Raw genomic sequence first — 18411 nt, forward strand, 5'->3', positions numbered from 1 at the left:
CCCTAAAAGGGGAGGGGAACGGCTTAAGCCCACCCCATAGCCGCCTTTCAAGCGGCAGCGGAATTTCGTCCGCTTACCCGCGCAACTCCGCGCCGAGCTTCGCCGCCGCCGCCACCACCTTGTCGGCGATCGCCTTCAGTTCGGCGTCGGTGAAGCTCTTGTCCACCGGCTGCAATTCGACTTCGACCGCCAGGCTCACCTGCCCCTCGGGAACGCCCGGCCCCGCGAAGCGGTCGAACAGCCGCGCATCGACGATGCTCGCCTTGTCGGCGCCGCGGATCGCGCGCACCAGTTCGGCGGCGGTCAGCCCCACGGGCGCGAGGAAGGCGAAGTCGCGGCGCACCGATTGCAATGCCGGGGGCGCGAAAGCGGCGCGCGCGGGACCGCTCGCGCGCTTCGCGGGGATCGCGTCGAGGAAAATCTGCACCGCCATCACCGGGCCGTCGACGTCGAACGCGCGGGTCAGCGCGGGGTGGAGCGCGCCGAATTCGGCGAGCACCGCCTTGGGGCCGAGCCGCAAGGTCGCCGACTGGCCGGGGTGCCAGATATTGCCGCCGGTGACGGCTTCCATCACCTGCAACCGATCGGCGGGGGCGCCGGCGGCGTCGAGCAGCGCCAGCGCCGCCGCCTTGGCGTCGAACGCGTCGAACGGCGCGGCCTTGCCCGCCTGCCAGCCGCGCGCGCTTTTGTCGCCCGCCATCAGCAACGCGAGCGTCGGATGTTCGGCGTCGGAAAGATAACGCCGGCCGATTTCGAACAGGCGGATGCTGCCCGCACCGCGGTTCTGGTTGCGCTGCGCCGCGGCGAGCAGGCCGGGCAGCAGCGACGGGCGCATCACTTTCAGGTCTTCGCTGATCGGGTTGGCGAGCGACCAGATGCCGCCGCCGAACGGCGCTGCGTCGGCTTCGCTGATGAACGACCAGGTCACTGCCTCGTCGAAGCCCGCAGCGGCCGCTGCGCGGCGCAGGCGGCGTTCGGTCATCTGTTCGGGCGTCGCGGTCGGCTTGGCCACCCCGTCCGCCCGCGGCAGCGGCACCGACGCGATCGCGTCGAAACCGGTGATGCGCGTGACTTCCTCGACGACGTCGGGCGCGCCGTCCATGTCGCGGCGCCAGCTCGGCACCGACACCTGCCAGCGGCCGCCCTGTTCGATCACCGCGAAACCGAGTGCCGACAATATCTCCTGCTGCCGCTCGGGCGCGATCGCGATACCGCCCAATGTCGCCGACAGCGCGGGGTCGTAATCGATCGTCTTGACCTCGGCGGGCGGGGTGCCCGCGCGCGTCACCGCCGACGGATTGCCGCCGCAGATGTTCAGGATATGCGCGGTGACGATCGCGGTCGCATCGTCGAGGAAGGCCGGATCGACCCCGCGCTCGAAGCGGCTGCGCGCGTCGCTCGACAGGCCGAGCGCCTGCCCGGTCAGCGCGATGCGCTCGGGGGTGAAATAGGCGATCTCGATCAGCACGTCGGTCGTCGTCTCGCTGCACCCGCTATGCTCGCCGCCCATGATGCCCGCGATGTCGTGGACCTCGCGCTCGTCGGCGATCACGGTCATCGTGTCGGTGAGCGTGTATTCCTTGCCGTTGAGCGCCGTGACGGTTTCGCCGTCCTTGGCACGCCGCGCGACGAGCGCGCCCGAAAGCTTGGCGCGGTCGTAGATGTGGCTCGGGCGGCCGAGGTCGAACATCACATAATTGCTGATGTCGACAAGCGCCGAGATCGAGCGCTGCCCGACCGCTTCCAGACGGCGGCGCATCCATTCGGGCGCGCTGCCGTTGGTGACGCCGCTGATCGTGCGGCCGAAGAAGGCGGGGCAGGCTTCGGCATCGTCGGTCCGGATTTCGGTCGCGGGCGCGCCCTCGCCGGCGATCGTCGGAACGTCGAGCGGCTTCAGCGTGCCGAGTCCGGCGGCGGCGAGGTCGCGCGCGATGCCGCGCACGCCCATGCAGTCCTGCCGGTTCGGGGTGATCGAAATGTCGACCACCGGATCGTTGAACCCTGCATAATCGGCGAACGCCATGCCGATCGGTGCGTCGCCATTATCGTCAAACGCCAGCTCGATGATCCCGTCATGGTCGTCGCCGAGCTCGAGCTCGCGCGACGAGCACATCATGCCGTTCGATTCGACCCCGCGCACCGCGGCAACCTTCAGCTCCATGCCGTTCGCCGGCACGACCGCGCCGGGCAGGCCGAGCACGCCGATCAGGCCCGCGCGCGCATTGGGCGCACCGCAGACCACGGTGAGCGGCGCGCCGGCGTTGACCTCTGGGCCCGCCTCGACGGTCAGCACCTGCAGCTTGTCGGCCTGCGGATGTTTTTCGGCGGTCAGCACCCTGGCGACGCGGAAACCCGCGAGCTTTTCGGCCGGATTCTCGACGCCTTCGACCTCATGGCCGATGCGGTTCAACGTCGCGACGACATCGGCGACCGAATAGTCGCCTTCGAGATGTTCGCGGAGCCAGTCGAGGGTGATCTTCATGCCGACACTCCTCCGCTCAGCGTCGGCACCGACAGCGCGCCGAACCCGTAGTGCGCGAGCCAGCGGAGGTCGCCGTCGAAGAAGGCGCGCAGATCGTCCATGCCATATTTGAGCATCGCGAGCCGGTCGACGCCGACCCCGAAGGCAAAGCCCTGCCATTCGTCGGGGTCGAGCCCGCAGTTCGCGATCACGCGGCGGTTGACCATGCCGCTGCCGAGCAGCTCCATCCACGCATGGCCCTCGTCGTCGCCATTGCCGCCGACGATGCGGCGGCCCTTTTCCTGCTTATAGCCGACATCGACCTCGGCCGAGGGTTCGGTGAAAGGGAAATAGGAGGGGCGCAGGCGGAGTACGATGTCGTCGCGCTCGAAATAGGCCTTGAGGAAGGTTTCCAGCGTCCATTTGAGGTGGCCCATGTGGATGCCGCGATCGATCACCAGACCTTCGACCTGGTGGAACATCGGCGTGTGCGTCGCGTCGCTGTCGCTGCGATAGACGCGTCCGGGAGCTATGATCCTGATAGGAGGCGTTTTTTCCATCATCGTCCGGATCTGCACCGGCGAAGTATGCGTCCGCAGCAACATACGCTGCGCGGCACCTTCGCCACCTTCGGGGAAATAGAAGGTGTCGTGCATCGCGCGCGCGGGGTGCGTTTCGGGAATGTTGAGCGCGGTGAAATTGTGCCAGTCGTCCTCGATCTCCGGGCCCGTCGCGACCGCGAAACCCATGTCGGCGAAGATTTCGGCAAGTTCGTCCATCACCTGGCTCACCGGATGGACGCTGCCGCGCGGGCTCGCCGCGGCGGGGAGCGTCATGTCGATCGCCTCGGCGGTGAGCCTGATGTCGAGCGCGGCGGCATCGAGCGCCGCCTTGCGCGCGGCGAGCGCGGCGGTGACGCTCTCGCGCAGGCCATGGATCGCCGGCCCCTGCACCTGCCGTTCCTCGGGGCTCATGCCGCCGAGCGTCTTGAGCAGCCCCGTGATGCTGCCCGCCTTGCCGAGCGTGGCGACGCGCAGCGCCTCGACCGCACCCGCATCGGTCGCGGCTTCGATCTCGCCCAAGAGCCGGGCCCGGATGGCTTCGATATCGCTCATCGTCATTTGTCCTATTCCGGCCGCGCTGCCGCCGCCGGTATCATGCTTTCTCAAATTCGTGGATAGGCGGCTGCCCGCGCGTCCGTCGTCCGCCGCTTGCACCGAAGGCGCCGCGCGGGTCAAGCCTGTTGGCGGAAAACGGTCTATCCTGTCGGTTTGTGCAGGCCTTGCACCGGCGCGCCGGCGGCGGCGGTGCGGGCGAAGGCGGCGGCGCCCAATATCGGCTTGGGCCGCGCGGCATAGTCGCGCGGGCTCATCCCCATGAAACGCTGAAAATCGCGGGTGAACTGCGCCTGATCATAATATTGATGGTCCATCGTATCGATCCACGCCATCGACGGATCGAGCATGAAGCGCGCGAGGCTGCGCAGGAAGCGCTGGCGGCGCAGCAGCAGCTTGGGCGAAAAGCCGAAGGCGCGGTGGCTCAATCGCTCGATCGAGCGTTCGGAAAGACCGAGCTTCGCCGAAAGCTCGGCGACGCTCGACAAATCATCGTCGACCAGCGCGCGGTGCGCCGCAAGGATGGCGGGATCGTCGGGCGGCGCATCGGCAAGCAGCGCGCGGAAATGTGCGTCGATCAGCGCCGCCGCGGCATCGACGTCGTTGGTCCGCCGCAACCGCTCGGCGAGCGGTGCGAAGCGGGCAAAGGCCGGATGCACCCCGCCGTCGCAGAGGCGGTCGGCGAACTCGTCGGCGGGCAGCGGAACGAATTTGGCCCATCCCATCGGAAGCACGCCGATGCCCCAGGTCCGCATATTGCCCGCCGCGAAATAGGTCGCCTGGCTCGTCGGCCCGGTGACGATGAAGCGCGGCGTTTCGAGGGCCGGCCCGTCGCCGATCGCCGCGAGCGGCGGGTCGCCGTCGACAAATCGCAGGTTCGCCCACTCGGGGTGCAGATAATCCTCGACGCGCGAGCCGTCGGCGACGCCGACCTCGCTCAGATAAATGGTGCTGAGATAGGGGCGGAGCGGTTCCGACAAGGGGAAGAAGCGCGTCGCGACACGCGGGCTGGCGGGAGGGGAGGGGAATGCGTCGCGGTGCGGCATGTTGTTTCATTTTAACGCGCAAAACGCCTGAAAAACAATGTCCGGAGGGGGTGTCTTGTCGGGTTCTTACAATTTTATGGGGGCCTCCTGCTTCATAATTGTATCGCCTGCTCCGAACGGGGGCGTGCGAGGAGAATCGGGCGTGACGCCAGAGGATGGGGCTTGGCGGGGACCTGAAACAGACGATTGATTTTCCGAGCTTCGTTCCTGCCGTCGGCTTTCTGCGACCCACGGCTATTCGGCACGGGCGGGGGGCGATGGTTTCCACTGGAACCATTGTCGAGGCGGTGCGGCGCGCGAGCGCCGCGCCGCCTCTTCGCGCGGAGCAAGGCGGGGCCCGCTATCGCGCTCGCGCGGCCTGATGCGCGATATCGGTCATCAGCTTGCGGAACAGCACGCCGCCCGCGGTGCCCGACGCCTTGAGCGCGCGTTCGCAGTCGAGCAGCCGGCTCATCAGCCGCGCGATGCGCACCGAATCCCAGATATGCAGCTGCGCCGTCACGGCGTCGCGCTCCTTCCAAAAAATGCCGCTCGACCGCGCGGAGACGACGGTCGCCGGATGGGCGCCGCCGTCGACTTCGGCGCGCAGGCGCGCCAGTGCCAGCGCCCGGATCGCCAGCGCGCGAATGATGCGGATTTCGGCGACGCCGACCGCCGCCGCCTTGGCCAGCATCTCGGGCAGGTCGCGCACCCTGCCGCCGAGCGCGACGTTGATGCACTCGCTGACATCCTCTTCGTGCGTCGCGGCGCCCAGCGCGGCGATGTCGGCGGGCGTGACCTGCCGCTGGCGGTCGGGACCGGCGTCGAGATAGAGCGCGATCTTCTCGATCTCGCGCCGCATCAGCGCCTGATCGCCCGAGACGAGGTCAACGAGCAATTGCGCCTCGCTGTTGGCGATGCGGAGTCCTTGCTCCTGCGCCGCCGCCATCGCGATGCCGACGAGCGCGCGCCGGTCGGGCTGGTAACAGATCGCCGCGACGGCTTGGTCCGACCCCTCGACCAGCTTGACGAGCTTCGACTTCGCGGTGACCGAGGCGCCCGTCGCGATCACCGGGTTGATCGCGGTTTCGGCGGCGAGCAGCGCCTCGACCGCGGCGAGGCTGTCGTCGCCGCTTCCCGAAAGTTCGAGCTTGATGATGCGCGCGGGCGAAAAGAGCGACATCGATGCCGCTTCGGCCGCGAGCAGCGACGGGTCCTGCGCCAGCTGCGATCCCGTCAGGTCGAGCCGCTCGGCCTCCTTGCCGGCAAGGCCGATGAGGCGGACCGCGACGGCTTCCATCGTCGCTTCGTCGGGGCCGGTCAGGAGGGTGAAGCGGACCGCGGGGTCGAGGCGCGTCTGGCGTTCGAGGTCGGCGGGCTTGACGCTCTTCATGAGATTGCTGGGCGATCCTTATATGACCCGCATCCCCGAGCGAAGACGAGGGGCTCGTTCGAGCGAAGCGAGAACCCGCAACAAAGCGGCCTCGACTTCGCTCGGCATAGTCCCTCGTCTTCGCTCGGGAAAGCGGGTTTTAATTTGCGGGGGCGGCGGACTGGCCGCCGCCGCGGTTCGCATAGACCGCGAGGCGCGCGACGATCTGATCGGCGACGCCCGAGGCGAGCCGTTCGAGCGCGGTCGATTCGGCGGCGATCGTCGCATATTCACTGCCGACGACGTCGATCCCGGCATCCTGCGCCGCGGTTGCGTCGAGCAGCACCGCGCCCGATGCTGCATCGACGAGCTGATAGCGCGCGCGCAGCGTCCGGCGTTCGCGCGTCACCGTGTCGTCGGCGCGAACGCCGAAGCCGGTGATCGAATCCTCGAGCCGGACGTCGAGGCGGAGGCGCTTGCCCGCGCCCTCGCCGCCCTGCGTCGCCTGCAACCGGTCGCGAAGCGCATTGCGGACGAGCCAGCCTTCGTGCCCCTCGATCGGCGCGACGTCGACGTCGGCGAGTATCTGCGCCACTGCCCCCTTGCTGCCGTTTGCGTACAAGGGATGCAGACCGCACCCGCCGAGCATCAGCGAAGCGGCGACGAGCGAGGAGGTCAGAAGGGCGCGCATATCAGGGTACGATATTCACCAAACGGTCGGGCACCACAATCACCTTCTTCGGCGTCGCGCCGGCGAGCAGCTCGACAATGCGCGGGCGCGCGAGCGCCGCCGCTTCGGTGGCGTCCCTGTCGAGGCCCTTGGCGATCGTCATCGTATCGCGCAGCTTACCCGCCATCTGGATCGCGATTGTCACCTCGTCATCGACGAGCAGTGCCGGATCGGCGGCGGGCCACGCGGCATCGGCGATCATCGGCGTCGTGCGCTGGCTTGCCGACAACGCCGCCCATGCCTCTTCGGCGAGGTGCGGCATCATCGGCGCGACGAGCAGGATGAGGGTGCGGCACGCCTCGGCACGCGTCGCCGAAGGCTTGGCCTTCTCGATCTCGTTCGCGAGCGCGTGGATCTTCGCCACCGCCTTGTTGAAACCGAGCGATTCGATGTCGGCCGCGACGCCGGCGATCGCCTGATGGAGCTTCCGCGCAAGTGCCTTGTCTTCGCCGCCTTCGCCGGTATTTTCGGTGTCGCCGAACAGGCGCCACAGGCGCTGGACGAAGCGCCACGCGCCTTCGATACCCGCCTCGCTCCACGGCAGGTCGCGCTCGGGCGGGCTATCGGACAGCATGAACCAGCGCGCCGCGTCGGCGCCATATTGGTCGAGGATGGCGTCGGGATCGACGACATTCTTCTTCGATTTCGACATCTTGATCACGCGACCGATCTCGACCGGCGCGCCGTCGGCGGTCAGCGTTGCGCCCTCGGCGTTGCGCTCGACCTCGTCGGGAGTGAAAAAGAGCGGCGGCAAGCCTTCGCCCTGCGTCCGGCTATAGGTTTCGTGCGTCACCATGCCCTGCGTGAACAGGCTCGCGAAGGGCTCGGCGATGTCAATCATCCCCATATGCTTGAGCGCGCGCGTCCAGAAGCGCGCATAAAGCAGGTGGAGAATCGCATGCTCGATGCCGCCAATATATTGATCGACGGGCAGCCAGCGGCGGATGACGTCGGGATCGAAGGGCTTGTCCGGCGGCGCCGAGGCAAAGCGCAGGAAATACCAGGACGAATCGACGAAAGTGTCGAGCGTATCGGTCTCGCGCACCGCCGCGCCGCCGCACGACGGACATGGGACATGCTTCCACGTCGGGTGGCGATCCAAGGGATTGCCGGGGACCGAGAAATCGGCGTCCTCGGGCAGCACGACGGGGAGCTGGCTCTTGGGCACCGGCACCATGCCGCACGCGGCGCAGTGGATGAAGGGGATCGGCGTCCCCCAATAACGCTGACGCGAGACGCCCCAGTCGCGCAGGCGCCACACCGTCGTGCCCTTGCCCCAGCCCTCATGCTCGGCGCGCGCGATCACGGCCGCCTTGGCCTCGTCGATCGTCATTCCGTCAAGGAAGTGGCTGTTCACCAGCTTGCCGGGTCCGGTGTAAGCCTCGTCACCGGTGAAATGCTGCGCGACCTCGTCGCCGTCGGCGATCACGCGATAGACGGGAAGCTCATATTTATGCGCGAAGTCGAGGTCGCGCTGATCGTGCGCCGGACAGCCGAAGATCGCGCCGGTGCCATAATCCATCAGCACATAATTCACGACCCAGACGGGCAAATGCCAGTCGGGGTCGAGCGGATGCTCGACCGAAATGCCGGTATCGAAGCCCATCTTTTCGGCGGTGTCGAGCTGCTCGGCGGCGGTGCCCTGACGACGGCATTCCTCGATGAAGGCGGCGAGCTCGGGCGAGTCTTTTGCGAGGCGTTCGGCGAGCGGGTGGTCGGGCGAGATCGCCGCGAAGCTCGCGCCGAACAGCGTGTCGGGACGCGTCGTGAAGACGTCGAAGCCGACCGCGCCGCCGGCGAGTTTAAAGCTGAACTCGAGCCCCTGCGACTTGCCGATCCAGTTTTCCTGCATCAGTCGCACCTTGTCGGGCCATTTGTCGAGGCTTTCGAGACCCTCGAGCAGCTCGTCGGCGAAGTCGGTGATCTTCAGGAACCACTGCGAGAGTTTCTTCTTCTCGACCAGCGCGCCCGAGCGCCAGCCGCGGCCGTCGATCACCTGCTCGTTCGCGAGCACGGTCATGTCGACGGGGTCCCAGTTGACGTAACTTTCCTTGCGCGCGACGAGACCGTGCGCGAACAGGTCGAGGAACAGCGACTGCTCCTGCCCGTAATAATCGGGTTCGCACGTCGCGAGTTCGCGGCTCCAGTCGATCGCGAGGCCGAGGCGCTTCAGCTGCGCGCGCATCGACGCGATATTGTCGCGCGTCCAGCCTCCGGGGTGGACGCCCTTTTCCATCGCGGCATTTTCGGCGGGCATGCCGAACGCGTCCCAGCCCATCGGATGCAGCACGTCGTGCCCGGTCATCCGTTTGAAGCGCGCGAGCACGTCGCCCATCGCATAGTTGCGGACATGCCCCATGTGGATGCGCCCCGAGGGATAGGGGAACATCTCGAGGATGTAAGCCTTCGGCTTGTCGCCGCTGTCGGTCGTGGCAAAGCTGTTCGCCGCCTCCCACGCCGCTTGCCAGCGGGCATCGGCGGCGAGGGCGCCAAAGCGCGTTTCGCGGGTCATTCGTCGGTTACCCCGTTAGTCTGTCTGGGCGCGCAGGCGCGCGCCTCCGGATTAGTCCCTGATGGCGCTGCGGCGCAGATCGCGGGCGCGGGTGAGGATGATTTCCTCAAGCTTCTGCACGGTGGCCGCCTGCACCGGCGCGTCGACCCAGGCGCCGCCCTGCGACACCTGCCGCGACGCAGCGACGCGCAGCGCGTCGGCGCGCAGATCCTGATCGAGGATCGACACGGTGACCTTCATCCGCTCGCCGGGGTTCGACGGATTCGCGTACCAGTCGGTGATCACGACGCCGCCCGCGCTGTCGGCCTGGAGCAGCGGCATGAAGGACAGCGCGTCGAGCGAGGCGCGCCACAAATAGCTGTTCACGCCGATCGTCGTCACCTGGCTGGCGGCGAGGTCGGCGCGCGGCCGGTCCTTGTTCGCGCACGCCGAAAGGCCGAGCGCCGCAAGTCCGAGCAGCGCGAGCGTGGCCGGGCGGCGACCGATCGTGATGCCGAGCCTGGCGGGGACAGAAAGCTGGGGCATGCCGATAACACCTTATCTTTTGGAGCCCGTCCGAATAGAAGAAAATCGGCCGCGCATAACGGAATTGCCAGCGTCTCTATCGCCCTTGCCGTCGCCCTGCAAGCGCGGCAATTCCGGCCGTACCGCCGTTCAGATTCTGGTCAGATTCAAAGCGCACTGTGACGATCGCGCAACAATTTCGGCAAAAAGCGGAATCGTTGCAAAGATTTGGCGGGATTCGCTGGCATTATCGGGTCGGCGGTCCTATTTGACGAGTCGATTGGGGTTGGAGTCGCAGAGCAATGGCGCGGACGTCGCGACATTTTTGGAAAGCAGGTCTCACCGCTTTGGCGGTGGCTTCGCTTGCGCTGCCGCCGGCCCTCGCAGCGATGTCGAACGCCGACCGCATTCGCGACACCGCGCTTTCGGAAACATTGCTGGGCCAGTTCACCCCGGCCTCGGGTGACGAAAGGCTGATCGCGCGCTATAACAAGATGTCGGCCGAACAGCGCGGCAATTTCAGCTTCACGCCCGCCCTGACCGATCGGGATCGCAAGAATCGTGCGATCACCGTCGTGATTCGCGCTCGCGACGACGCGTCGAGCGCCGCGCGCACCTCGGCGTTGGCGGCGGGCCGCACCGCGCCGGTCGCGATCGCCCCGGTCAAATATAATCTGGGCGCGTCGGTCGGCTTCGAGAAATTCGTCACGCCGTCGCTGCCGCGCGGCACCGATCTCCGCAACCTGCCGGTCGCCAAGGCGCCCGAACAGGACGAGAAAAAGTCACGCTTCGCCACGCGTATGGTGAACCGCCCAAGCGACCCGAGCGGGGCAACCGATCGCGTCACCGCTCCCGGCGAGGCGTCCGCCGTCGATGTCGTCAGCAGCTATCGCCTGACCAAAAATATCGATGTCACCGCGGGTGTCCGGTACAAGAGCGACGACCGCGTCGAACCGCTCACCGATTCGCGCCGCGACAGCCAGGCGGTCTATATCGGAACCGCGTTCCGCTTCTGACGCGACCGGCGCTTCGCCGCCTTTTCATCCCAGGCATCGATCGCAGCCCAGCCGGGCGCGCACCCGCCCGCGCGCTTCAGCCGGCGCGCCCGCGCCCCGGTCATTCCGCCGAGCGCGATCGGCGCCGCCGCCGCGAGGCGCGCCAGCCGCAGCCATTCCCCCGGGGCGAGCGCGGGCGCGCCGGGATGCGAGCGGGTCGGATGAAGCGGTGAAATGAAGACGGCGTCGGCTCCCGACCGCCGCGCGCGGCGCGCCTCACGGATATTATGGACGGGCATTGTCACCGGCAGTCCGAGGCGACGCGCACGCACCGCGAGATGCGCATCGTGCTGGCGGAGGTGGACGCCCCCTGCGCCCCAGCGCCACGCCATGTCGGGTGGTCCGGCAAGCAGGACGACGAGCCCGCGCGTCCGCGCGGTGCGCATCAGCCGCCGGAGCAGGCGCCAGCGACGCCCGGACGTCAGCCCGTCGTGCCGGAAGATGATGCCGCTGCCTGGCGGCAGCAGCGCGGCGAGTTCGGCGAGGCCGGCCTGCGCCCGTTCGTCGCTGAACAGCCAGAGTTTCGGCAGGGGGTGGCGCGGGCGCATCGCGCTTCCTATAGGCGCGTCGCGAGCGCACGCAACGCGCGGGATGAAAGCGGGACGATGAACGAAGCAGCAGAGCGGCTGGCCGAAGTGCAGGGACATATCGCCGACGCGGCGAAACGCGCGCAGCGCGAGGCCCGCGAAATCTGCCTGATCGCGGTATCGAAGACGCACGACGCGTCGGCGATCCGCCCGCTGATCGCGGCCGGGCAGCGCCATTTCGGCGAGAATCGCGTGCAGGAAGCCGCCGCCAAATGGCCCGAGCTGCGTGCCGAAACGCCCGGCATCGTGCTGCACCTGATCGGCCAGCTGCAGTCGAACAAGGCCGAGGAAGCGGTGGCGCTGTTCGACGCGATCCACTCGGTCGACCGCTCGTCGCTCGTCCAGGCGCTCGCCAAGGCGTGCGCCAAGGCGGGCCGGCAGCCGCAGCTGTTCGTGCAGGTCAATATCGGCGACGAGGAGCAAAAGGGCGGCTGCGCGACCCGCGACCTGCCCGCGCTGCTCGCCGAAGCTGCAGACGCAGGGCTGACGATCGACGGCCTGATGGCGATCCCGCCCGCCGATATCGAACCCGCGCCCTTTTTCGCGCTGCTCGACGAACTCGCCGAACGCCACGGCCTGCCGCTGCGTTCGATGGGGATGAGCGGCGATTATGAGACTGCGGTGATGCTCGGCGCGACGCATGTGCGCGTCGGGACGGCGCTGTTCGGTCTGCGGGGCTGAAGGTCCGCTCCCGACCGGAAGCGGTCATGGAGAAAGCCCCTCCCCTGAAGGGAAGGGGCTTAAATAACAGCAACGACAACTCTCCACCCCAAAGCCGACAATCGCCCTACTGATACTCCACCGTCACCGGAATCCGCCCACGATAATTTCCGTCGTCGAGCGCCGCGACCTGCAACCGGCCCCCGAAGCGGAATTGCAACCGGCCGTCGGCGCCAAGGCGCGGCGCCGCCGACAGGTCGGTGACAAGGCCAGTGACGCGCGCGGTGCGGCCATGGCCGCCCTCAAGGGCGACGCTCGCGGGCAGGATCACGCGCACCTCGGCGCCCGGCGCGCCGCGCACGGTCACGACGCCGGTCAGCGCGAAGCCGCCCAGATCGACGACATCGCCGCGCAGCCGGCGCGCGCCCGACACCGGGTCGATTTCGACATCGCCGCCCATCGCGCCGACGGCGACGCGGCCCATATCGAGCCGGGTCTCGACCTCGACGCGCAGCGGCGTTTCGGCCTGGCGAGTCGCGGCTCCGCCCGACTTGTCCTGCGCGCAGAGCATGCACTGAGCCGCCACGGCGGGCGCGCCGCCGAGTGCCAGGACGAAGCCGAGGAAAAGACGGTGTTTCACGTCCGCTCGAATAGTCCAGCCGTGGTTAATCCGCGGTAAAGTGCGCCGCGCGCTAATCGCTGGCCTGTCCCCCGCTTTTCGGCCACATCTGCGCGATGAGCACGCCTCCCTCTCCCTGGCTGAACGCCCTCGCCACCGCGGTTCCGGGGCATGATGTCCATCGGGCCTTCATCGACTGGGCGGCGCCGCGGCTCAGCGACGAGCGCGTGCGCGCGCTCTTTACGCGAATGGCGGCGCGGTCGGGGATCGATCATCGCTGGTCGGTGCTGCCGCCCACCCCGGGCGGCGGGTCGCCGGTCGCGGCGGGCGGGTTTTACGACGTTCCCGGATTGCCGCCGACATCGGTCCGCATGGCGGCCTATGCGCAGCATGCGCCAGACCTCGCGATGCAGGCGATCGCGGCATTGGGCGACGCGCTCGATCCGGCGCGGATCACCCATATCGTCGTCGCGAGCTGCACCGGTTTCGTCGCGCCCGGCATTGACCAGATCATCGCGCGACGGCTGGGGCTGTCCGCAACCGTCGAACGCGTGCTGATCGGCTTCATGGGCTGTTATGCGGGGGTCACCGCGCTGCGCACCGCGCGGCACATCGTGCGATCGGAACCGGGCGCCGTCGTGCTGGTGGTCAGCGTCGAACTGTCGACGCTGCACCTCGCTCCCGCCGACGAGGCCGAGCCGCTGCTGATGATGCTGCAGTTCAGCGATGGCGCCGCGGCGGGGATCGTCTCGGCCGCGCCGAGCGGACTCGAACTGGGCGAGGGACGCAGCCTCGCGCTCAAGGACAGCGAAGATCTGATCCGCTGGGACATCGGCGACAAGGGCTTCGAGATGATATTGTCGGGTGAGGTGCCGGGGCGGCTGCGCGAGGCGTTGGCTCACCCCGACGTCCAGCGCGAATTGTTCGGCGATGCCGGGGCGCCCCCGCTGCTCGCGGTCCACGCCGGCGGCCGATCGGTGCTCGACGCGGTCGAACATGCGCTGGCGGTCCCGCCCGACGCGCTCGCCGACAGCCGCGCGGTGCTCGCGCGGTTCGGCAATATGTCGTCGGCGACGATCCTGTTCGTGCTCGCCGACATGATGGCGCGCGGAGCGAGCGGTGAGGGCATCGCGATCGCCTTCGGCCCCGGCCTCGCCGCCGAGGCGATCCGGTTCCGCGCATGAACCCCTTCGCCAGCCTCCGGGTGCCGATCGCGCGCGAGGAGGAAATGGACGCCGCCGAACTGCCGCCCGATCGCTATGCGAAAGTGCTTGCCGACCTGTCACGGATCAACGCGCTGACGCTCGCGCCGCGGCCGACACTGGGGTTTCTCGACCGGGTCCGCGCGCGTGCTATTGGCGACCGCCCTTGGCGTATTCTCGATGTCGGCTTCGGCGCGGGCGACGTGCTCGTGCGGATCGCGCGCTGGGGCGAACGCCGGGGCGTTGCACTCGATCTCGCCGGCGTCGACCTCAACCCGAAGAGCGAGGCCGTTGCCAGAGCGCGACTTGGCGGCCGCGCGCGGCTTGTCACCGGCGACTATCGCGATCTGGCCGGACAGGGGTGGGACATCATCCTGTCGAGCCTCGTCAGCCACCATATGACGTCCGCCGAGCGCACCGAATTTCTGCGCTTTATGGAAGCCGAGGCGGCGCGCGGTTGGCTGGTCAACGACCTCCACCGCCGGCGCCTGCCCTTTGCCGGCTATCCCTTGCTCGCCGCGCTGGCGTTGGTCGATCCGATCGTGCGGCGCGACGGCCAATTGTCGGTCGGGCGCAGCTTTCGCCGCGCCGAATGGTCGGCGATGCTGGCAGAGGCGCTGCCCGATGTGGCGGACGAATGCCGTATCTTCCGCAGTTTTCCGTATCGCCTCTGCGTCGAGCGCATCCGGTGACCGCGTCCGATGCGATCGTCGTCGGTGCCGGACCCGCGGGGTCGGCGGCGGCAATCGGGCTGGCGCGCGGCGGTGCCAAGGTTCTGCTGCTCGACCGCGCGCGCGAAACGGGCGACGCGCTGTGCGGCGGCTTTCTGAGCTGGCGGACGCTGGCGCGGCTCGACGCGCTGGGGATCGACCGGGCGTCGCTCGGCGGGCAATCGGTCCGCTTCGTGCGCCTCTTCGCGGGCAAGCGGCGAAGCGAAACACCGCTGCCCGGCGAAGCCATGGGGGTGTCGCGCCACCAGCTCGACAGCCTGCTCCAGGCGGCTGCGGTCGCTGCGGGCGCGGGCCTCGAACGCGGCGTCCATGCGACGGCGATCGACGACGGCGCGGTGCAGACGCGCGATGGCGCGGCGCTGGCGGCGGCCTCGATCTTCCTCGCGGCCGGCAAGCACGGCTTTCGCGGTTTCCCGCGCGAGCCCGCCCGATGGCAGCGCGGCGATCCCGCCAGCGGGCTGCGGCTGCGCTTGCCCGCGCATCCCGCGCTCGCCCGGCTGGTCGGCGATGCGGTCGAGCTGCATCTGTTCGATCGCGGCTATGCGGGGCTGGTGCGGCAGGAGGACGGCAGCGGCAATCTATGCCTCGCTGTCCATAAATCGCGGCTCGACGAAGCGAACGGCGATCCGGCCGCCTTACTCCATATGCTGGGCAATGCGCTGCCGCACCTTGGCGAGCGGCTGGCGCACGCCGACTGGTCGCAGGCCGTCGATGCGATCGGCCACGTCCCCTATGGCTGGCGAACCGCCGAGAGCGCACCCGGCCTGTTCCGGCTCGGTGATCAGGCGGGAGTGATCCCCAGCCTCGCGGGCGAGGGCATGGGTCTCGCCCTTGCCAGCGCCGAGGCCGCAGTGGCGGCGTGGCGCCACCGCGGCGGCGATGCCGCGCCGGCGTTCCAGCGCCGCCTCGCCGCGGCGATGACGCGCCCGTTCGCGCTCGCGAATCTCGTATGGCGGCTCGGCGAAAACCCGCGCACCGCTGGGGCGATGACACGCGCGGCGTCACTTTTTCCCGCGCTGGTGCGAATGACCTCGCACGCGACGCGCATCGACCCGCGCTGACCGCTCACCCTTGCGGCGGCGCTGCGCGTCACCGATATTAGGGATAACATCGATGGCCGGATACGGCCCATCCGAAGGAGATTCTCCATGACCGACCCGAAAACCGACAAGACGCCCGGCAAGCCGCTGGACCCGATGGCGCATCATGTGCTGCGCGAAGGCGGCACCGAACGCGCGTTCACCGGCAAATATACCGACCACAAGGGCGACGGCGTCTATCATTGCGCCGGATGCGGCGCGCCGCTGTTCGACAGCCGCACCAAATATGACAGCGGGTCGGGCTGGCCGAGCTATACCGCGCCCGCCGCGGGCGGTGCGGTGAGCGAACATCGCGACGCGAGCCACGGCATGGTTCGCACCGAAGTGCGCTGCGCGAAATGCGAAGGCCACCTCGGCCATGTCTTCCCCGACGGCCCCGGACCCGATGGTCTGCGCTATTGCATCAACAGCGCGGCGCTTGACTTCGCGGACCGCGGGCAGGATGAGGCGTCAACCGGCGAAGGCTGACACGCCCTCGCTACTGACGCATCAGGGGCGACGCGAGGGAAGGAATACGGGCTTTGCGCCGCGAAAGACAGCAAGCTTCGTCGAATAAATCGTCATCGTCCAGCAAGCGCAGCGGCACGCCCCGTGGTGGTCCGCCGCGCTGGCGTGTGTGGCTGCGCCGCGCCCTTCGCTGGGGCCTCGGCCTTGCGGTCGTCGCTCTCGTCGCGCTGGGCGTGGCGGTCGGCATCGCGGTGCAGCGCATGCCGAGCTTCGAGGAACTCAAGAAATCTCCGGCGGGGCAGACGATCCGCGTCCGCGCCGCCGACGGCACGGTCTTCCTGTCGCTCGGGCCCAATTACGGGCGCTGGCTGACCCTCAGGGAAACGCCGCAGGTGATGCAGGATGCGATGGTCGCGGTTGAGGACCGGCGCTTTCGCTATCATCCGGGCGTCGATCCCGTCGGCATGGCGCGCGCGGCGGTGTTCGCGGCGCAGCATTACGGCACCGGCCGCCGGCTGCAGGGCGCCTCGACGATCACCCAGCAGCTCGCGCGCAACATCTTCCTGTCGAACAGCTATACCTGGGCGCGCAAGATGCGCGAGATGGTCCTGTCGCTCGCGCTCGAATGGAAATTCTCGAAGGACGAGATTCTCGAACTCTATCTCAACAAGGTCTATTTCGGCGGCGGCAGCTATGGCATCGATGCCGCGTCGAACAGTTTCTTCGGCCATAGCGCGACCGAAATGTCGCTGTCGGAGGCCGCCGTCGTCGCGGGGCTCGTCAAGGCGCCGTCGCGCTATTCGCCGACCGCCGATGCGCAAGCGGCGCTCGGGCGCGCCGGCGTCGTGCTCGACGTCATGGTCGATGCCGGGGTCATCACCCAGGCGCAGGCCGACGCCGCCGAGCCCGCCAACGTTCAGCTCGCGAAGGAAACCGGACAGAACAGCGCGCGCTATTTCAGCGACTGGGCGCTGCCGCAGCTCGACATGCTGATCGACGAAGGCAGCGAGGCACTCGACGTCTACACCACAATCGACCTCGGCATGCAGCGCGCGGCGACCGCGGCGATCCAGGCCGACACGCCCGCCGGGGTGCAGGGCGCGCTGGTCTCGCTCGACCGCGACGGCGCGGTGCGCGCGATGGTCGGCGGCCGCGATTATGTCGCGTCGAACTACAACCGCGCGACGCAGGCGCTTCGCCAGCCGGGGTCGGCGTGGAAATTGTTCGTCTATATGGCGGCGCTCGAGGCGGGATATAAGGTCAATGATCCGGTCGTTGACGAGCCCGTCACGATCAACGGCTGGAGCCCGCGCAACTCGTCGGGCCGTTTCGCGGGCACAATGGACCTGCGCAGCGCCTTCGCTTACTCGGTCAACACGGTCGCGGCGAAGCTCGGCGACGAGGTCGGATTTTCGGCGGTCGCGAACATGGCGCGCCGCTTCGGCATCACCACGCCCGTCAACACCCACCCCTCGATGGTGCTCGGCAGCGCCGAGGTCCGCGTGATCGATATGACCGCCGCCTTTGCCGCCGTCTCGCGCGGCGGCGTGTCGGTGCAGCCCTATGGCATCACCAAGGTGACGACGGCGGGCGGCGAATTGCTCTATCAGCGTCCCGCCGAGCGCGGACAGACGCTCGTCGATCATTGGGTCGCCGCCGGGATCACCGACCTTTTGCAGACCGCGGTCAACACCGGCACCGGCCGGGCGGCGCAGATCGGGCGTCCCGTCGCCGGCAAGACCGGCACGACGTCGAGCAACAAGGACGGCTGGTTTTTGGGCTTTTCGAGCGGGATCACCACCGGCGTGTGGATGGGCCGCGACGATGCGAAACCCGTCGGCGGGCTGCAGGGTGGACGCGCACCCGCCCGGGCGTTCGCCGATTATATGCGCGTCGCGGTCGCGCGGCGCCCGGTCGAGCAGTTCGACACCGAAGTCGTGCTGCCCGAATGGCAGCTCGAGGACGAAGACGAAGCCTATATGGGCGAGCCCGGTGAAGACGGGTTCGTCGACGAGAATGGCATGCCGATCGAGCTGCCCTATGACAGCCGCCCGCCCGAAATGACGGGACCGATGCCGCCGCCGGTCGACGAAGGACCCGTGCTCGACCAGCAATGGATCGAAGAACAGACCGGGCGCCGCCCGCCCGCCGACAACGGCGCGGTGCCGAAGAATGGCGGCCAGCCCAGGTTGATCACGGTTCCGAAGGCCGCGCCACCGTCGACAGCGAGACAGCCGCAACAGCGCCCGCCGTCGGAATCGGGCGATTACTAGGGCCCGGCGCTAAGCCGG

General features: G+C 68.4%; 16 protein-coding genes. 7 read left to right on the forward strand and 9 right to left on the reverse strand.

Annotation, left to right across the window (positions count from 1 at the left end; all coding sequences use genetic code 11):
- Nucleotides 1-73 precede the first annotated feature (73 nt).
- The 7 genes from pheT to FG95_RS11890 form a co-directional block, all read right to left on the reverse strand.
- A complete protein-coding gene (gene pheT / locus FG95_RS11860; RefSeq protein ID WP_037556099.1) occupies nt 74-2482 on the reverse strand; it encodes a phenylalanine--tRNA ligase subunit beta in 2409 nt (802 codons plus the stop codon).
- Nucleotides 2479-3576, reverse strand: a complete 1098-nt coding sequence (gene pheS, locus FG95_RS11865; RefSeq protein ID WP_037556173.1) for a phenylalanine--tRNA ligase subunit alpha — start codon at nt 3574-3576, stop codon at nt 2479-2481. Before pheS ends, pheT begins: the two co-directional genes overlap by 4 nt.
- Nucleotides 3577-3719: 143 nt before the next feature.
- Nucleotides 3720-4622 (reverse strand): helix-turn-helix domain-containing protein, encoded by a 903-nt coding sequence (locus FG95_RS11870; RefSeq protein WP_081933124.1) that lies wholly within the window; start codon nt 4620-4622, stop codon nt 3720-3722.
- A gap of 340 nt (nt 4623-4962) precedes the next feature.
- Complete coding sequence (gene holA, locus FG95_RS11875) at nt 4963-5994, reverse strand: DNA polymerase III subunit delta (protein ID WP_037556101.1); 1032 nt, start codon at nt 5992-5994, stop codon at nt 4963-4965.
- Nucleotides 5995-6133: 139 nt separating this feature from the next.
- Nucleotides 6134-6664 carry an LPS assembly lipoprotein LptE gene (lptE, locus tag FG95_RS11880; RefSeq protein WP_037556104.1) on the reverse strand — a complete coding sequence of 177 codons (531 nt, stop codon included), beginning with the start codon at nt 6662-6664 and terminating at the stop codon, nt 6134-6136.
- A gap of 1 nt (nt 6665) precedes the next feature.
- Nucleotides 6666-9215: a leucine--tRNA ligase gene (leuS, locus tag FG95_RS11885; RefSeq protein ID WP_037556105.1), complete on the reverse strand. Its 2550-nt coding sequence runs from the start codon at nt 9213-9215 to the stop codon at nt 6666-6668.
- A gap of 51 nt (nt 9216-9266) precedes the next feature.
- Nucleotides 9267-9740 (reverse strand): DUF3576 domain-containing protein, encoded by a 474-nt coding sequence (locus tag FG95_RS11890; protein ID WP_152567636.1) that lies wholly within the window; start codon nt 9738-9740, stop codon nt 9267-9269.
- 332 nt (nt 9741-10072) lie between these two features.
- On the opposite strand from FG95_RS11890, the gene FG95_RS11895 reads away from it, so the two are divergent.
- Nucleotides 10073-10735 (forward strand): hypothetical protein, encoded by a 663-nt coding sequence (locus FG95_RS11895; RefSeq protein ID WP_235211549.1) that lies wholly within the window; start codon nt 10073-10075, stop codon nt 10733-10735.
- Here the strand turns inward: FG95_RS11895 and FG95_RS11900 are convergent.
- Nucleotides 10708-11322, reverse strand: coding sequence for a thiamine phosphate synthase (locus FG95_RS11900; RefSeq protein ID WP_037556109.1), 615 nt, complete (start codon nt 11320-11322; stop codon nt 10708-10710). The two genes, FG95_RS11895 and FG95_RS11900, sit on opposite strands and share 28 nt — an antisense overlap.
- A 57-nt stretch (nt 11323-11379) precedes the next feature.
- Here FG95_RS11900 and FG95_RS11905 point away from each other — a divergent pair, with 57 nt between their 5' ends.
- Nucleotides 11380-12042 carry a YggS family pyridoxal phosphate-dependent enzyme gene (locus FG95_RS11905; protein WP_037556111.1) on the forward strand — a complete coding sequence of 221 codons (663 nt, stop codon included), beginning with the start codon at nt 11380-11382 and terminating at the stop codon, nt 12040-12042.
- Between the two features lie 106 nt (nt 12043-12148).
- Here the strand turns inward: FG95_RS11905 and FG95_RS11910 are convergent, their stop codons facing one another.
- A complete protein-coding gene (locus FG95_RS11910; RefSeq protein ID WP_037556112.1) occupies nt 12149-12661 on the reverse strand; it encodes a DUF4402 domain-containing protein in 513 nt (170 codons plus the stop codon).
- Between the two features lie 95 nt (nt 12662-12756).
- Here FG95_RS11910 and FG95_RS11915 point away from each other — a divergent pair, with 95 nt between their 5' ends.
- The 5 genes from FG95_RS11915 (at nt 12757) to FG95_RS11935 (ending at nt 18393) form a co-directional block, all read left to right on the forward strand.
- Entirely contained in the window at nt 12757-13824 is a 1068-nt protein-coding gene (locus FG95_RS11915) for a type III polyketide synthase (protein WP_037556114.1), read from the forward strand.
- Nucleotides 13821-14534 carry a methyltransferase domain-containing protein gene (locus tag FG95_RS11920; RefSeq protein WP_052182319.1) on the forward strand — a complete coding sequence of 238 codons (714 nt, stop codon included), beginning with the start codon at nt 13821-13823 and terminating at the stop codon, nt 14532-14534. Before FG95_RS11915 ends, FG95_RS11920 begins: the two co-directional genes overlap by 4 nt.
- The gene (locus FG95_RS11925) at nt 14531-15634 is read left to right on the forward strand and encodes an NAD(P)/FAD-dependent oxidoreductase (RefSeq protein ID WP_037556116.1); all 1104 of its coding nucleotides are present in this window, start codon (nt 14531-14533) and stop codon (nt 15632-15634) included. Before FG95_RS11920 ends, FG95_RS11925 begins: the two co-directional genes overlap by 4 nt.
- Before the next feature lie 87 nt (nt 15635-15721).
- On the forward strand, nt 15722-16141 hold the full coding sequence (msrB, locus tag FG95_RS11930) for a peptide-methionine (R)-S-oxide reductase MsrB (protein ID WP_037556118.1): 420 nt from the start codon (nt 15722-15724) through the stop codon (nt 16139-16141).
- Between the two features lie 53 nt (nt 16142-16194).
- The gene (locus tag FG95_RS11935; RefSeq protein WP_052182321.1) at nt 16195-18393 is read left to right on the forward strand and encodes a transglycosylase domain-containing protein; all 2199 of its coding nucleotides are present in this window, start codon (nt 16195-16197) and stop codon (nt 18391-18393) included.
- Nucleotides 18394-18411 lie beyond the last annotated feature (18 nt).

Source organism: Sphingopyxis sp. LC363 (assembly GCF_000756385.1).
Classification (GTDB): Bacteria; Pseudomonadota; Alphaproteobacteria; order Sphingomonadales; family Sphingomonadaceae; genus Sphingopyxis.

Excerpts from the sequence above, each read along its gene's own strand:
- holA (WP_037556101.1), bottom strand. The coding sequence starts at position 5,994 with ATGAAGAGCGTCAAGCCCGCCGACCTCGAACGCCAGACGCGCCTCGAC.
- leuS (WP_037556105.1), bottom strand. The coding sequence starts at position 9,215 with ATGACCCGCGAAACGCGCTTTGGCGCCCTCGCCGCCGATGCCCGCTGG.
- pheT (WP_037556099.1), bottom strand. The coding sequence starts at position 2,482 with ATGAAGATCACCCTCGACTGGCTCCGCGAACATCTCGAAGGCGACTAT.
- pheS (WP_037556173.1), bottom strand. The coding sequence starts at position 3,576 with ATGAGCGATATCGAAGCCATCCGGGCCCGGCTCTTGGGCGAGATCGAA.
- FG95_RS11900 (WP_037556109.1), bottom strand. The coding sequence starts at position 11,322 with ATGCGCCCGCGCCACCCCCTGCCGAAACTCTGGCTGTTCAGCGACGAA.
- msrB (WP_037556118.1), top strand. The coding sequence starts at position 15,722 with ATGACCGACCCGAAAACCGACAAGACGCCCGGCAAGCCGCTGGACCCG.
- lptE (WP_037556104.1), bottom strand. The coding sequence starts at position 6,664 with ATGCGCGCCCTTCTGACCTCCTCGCTCGTCGCCGCTTCGCTGATGCTC.
- FG95_RS11920 (WP_052182319.1), top strand. The coding sequence starts at position 13,821 with ATGAACCCCTTCGCCAGCCTCCGGGTGCCGATCGCGCGCGAGGAGGAA.
- FG95_RS11870 (WP_081933124.1), bottom strand. The coding sequence starts at position 4,622 with ATGCCGCACCGCGACGCATTCCCCTCCCCTCCCGCCAGCCCGCGTGTC.
- FG95_RS11915 (WP_037556114.1), top strand. The coding sequence starts at position 12,757 with ATGAGCACGCCTCCCTCTCCCTGGCTGAACGCCCTCGCCACCGCGGTT.
- FG95_RS11890 (WP_152567636.1), bottom strand. The coding sequence starts at position 9,740 with ATGCCCCAGCTTTCTGTCCCCGCCAGGCTCGGCATCACGATCGGTCGC.
- FG95_RS11905 (WP_037556111.1), top strand. The coding sequence starts at position 11,380 with ATGAACGAAGCAGCAGAGCGGCTGGCCGAAGTGCAGGGACATATCGCC.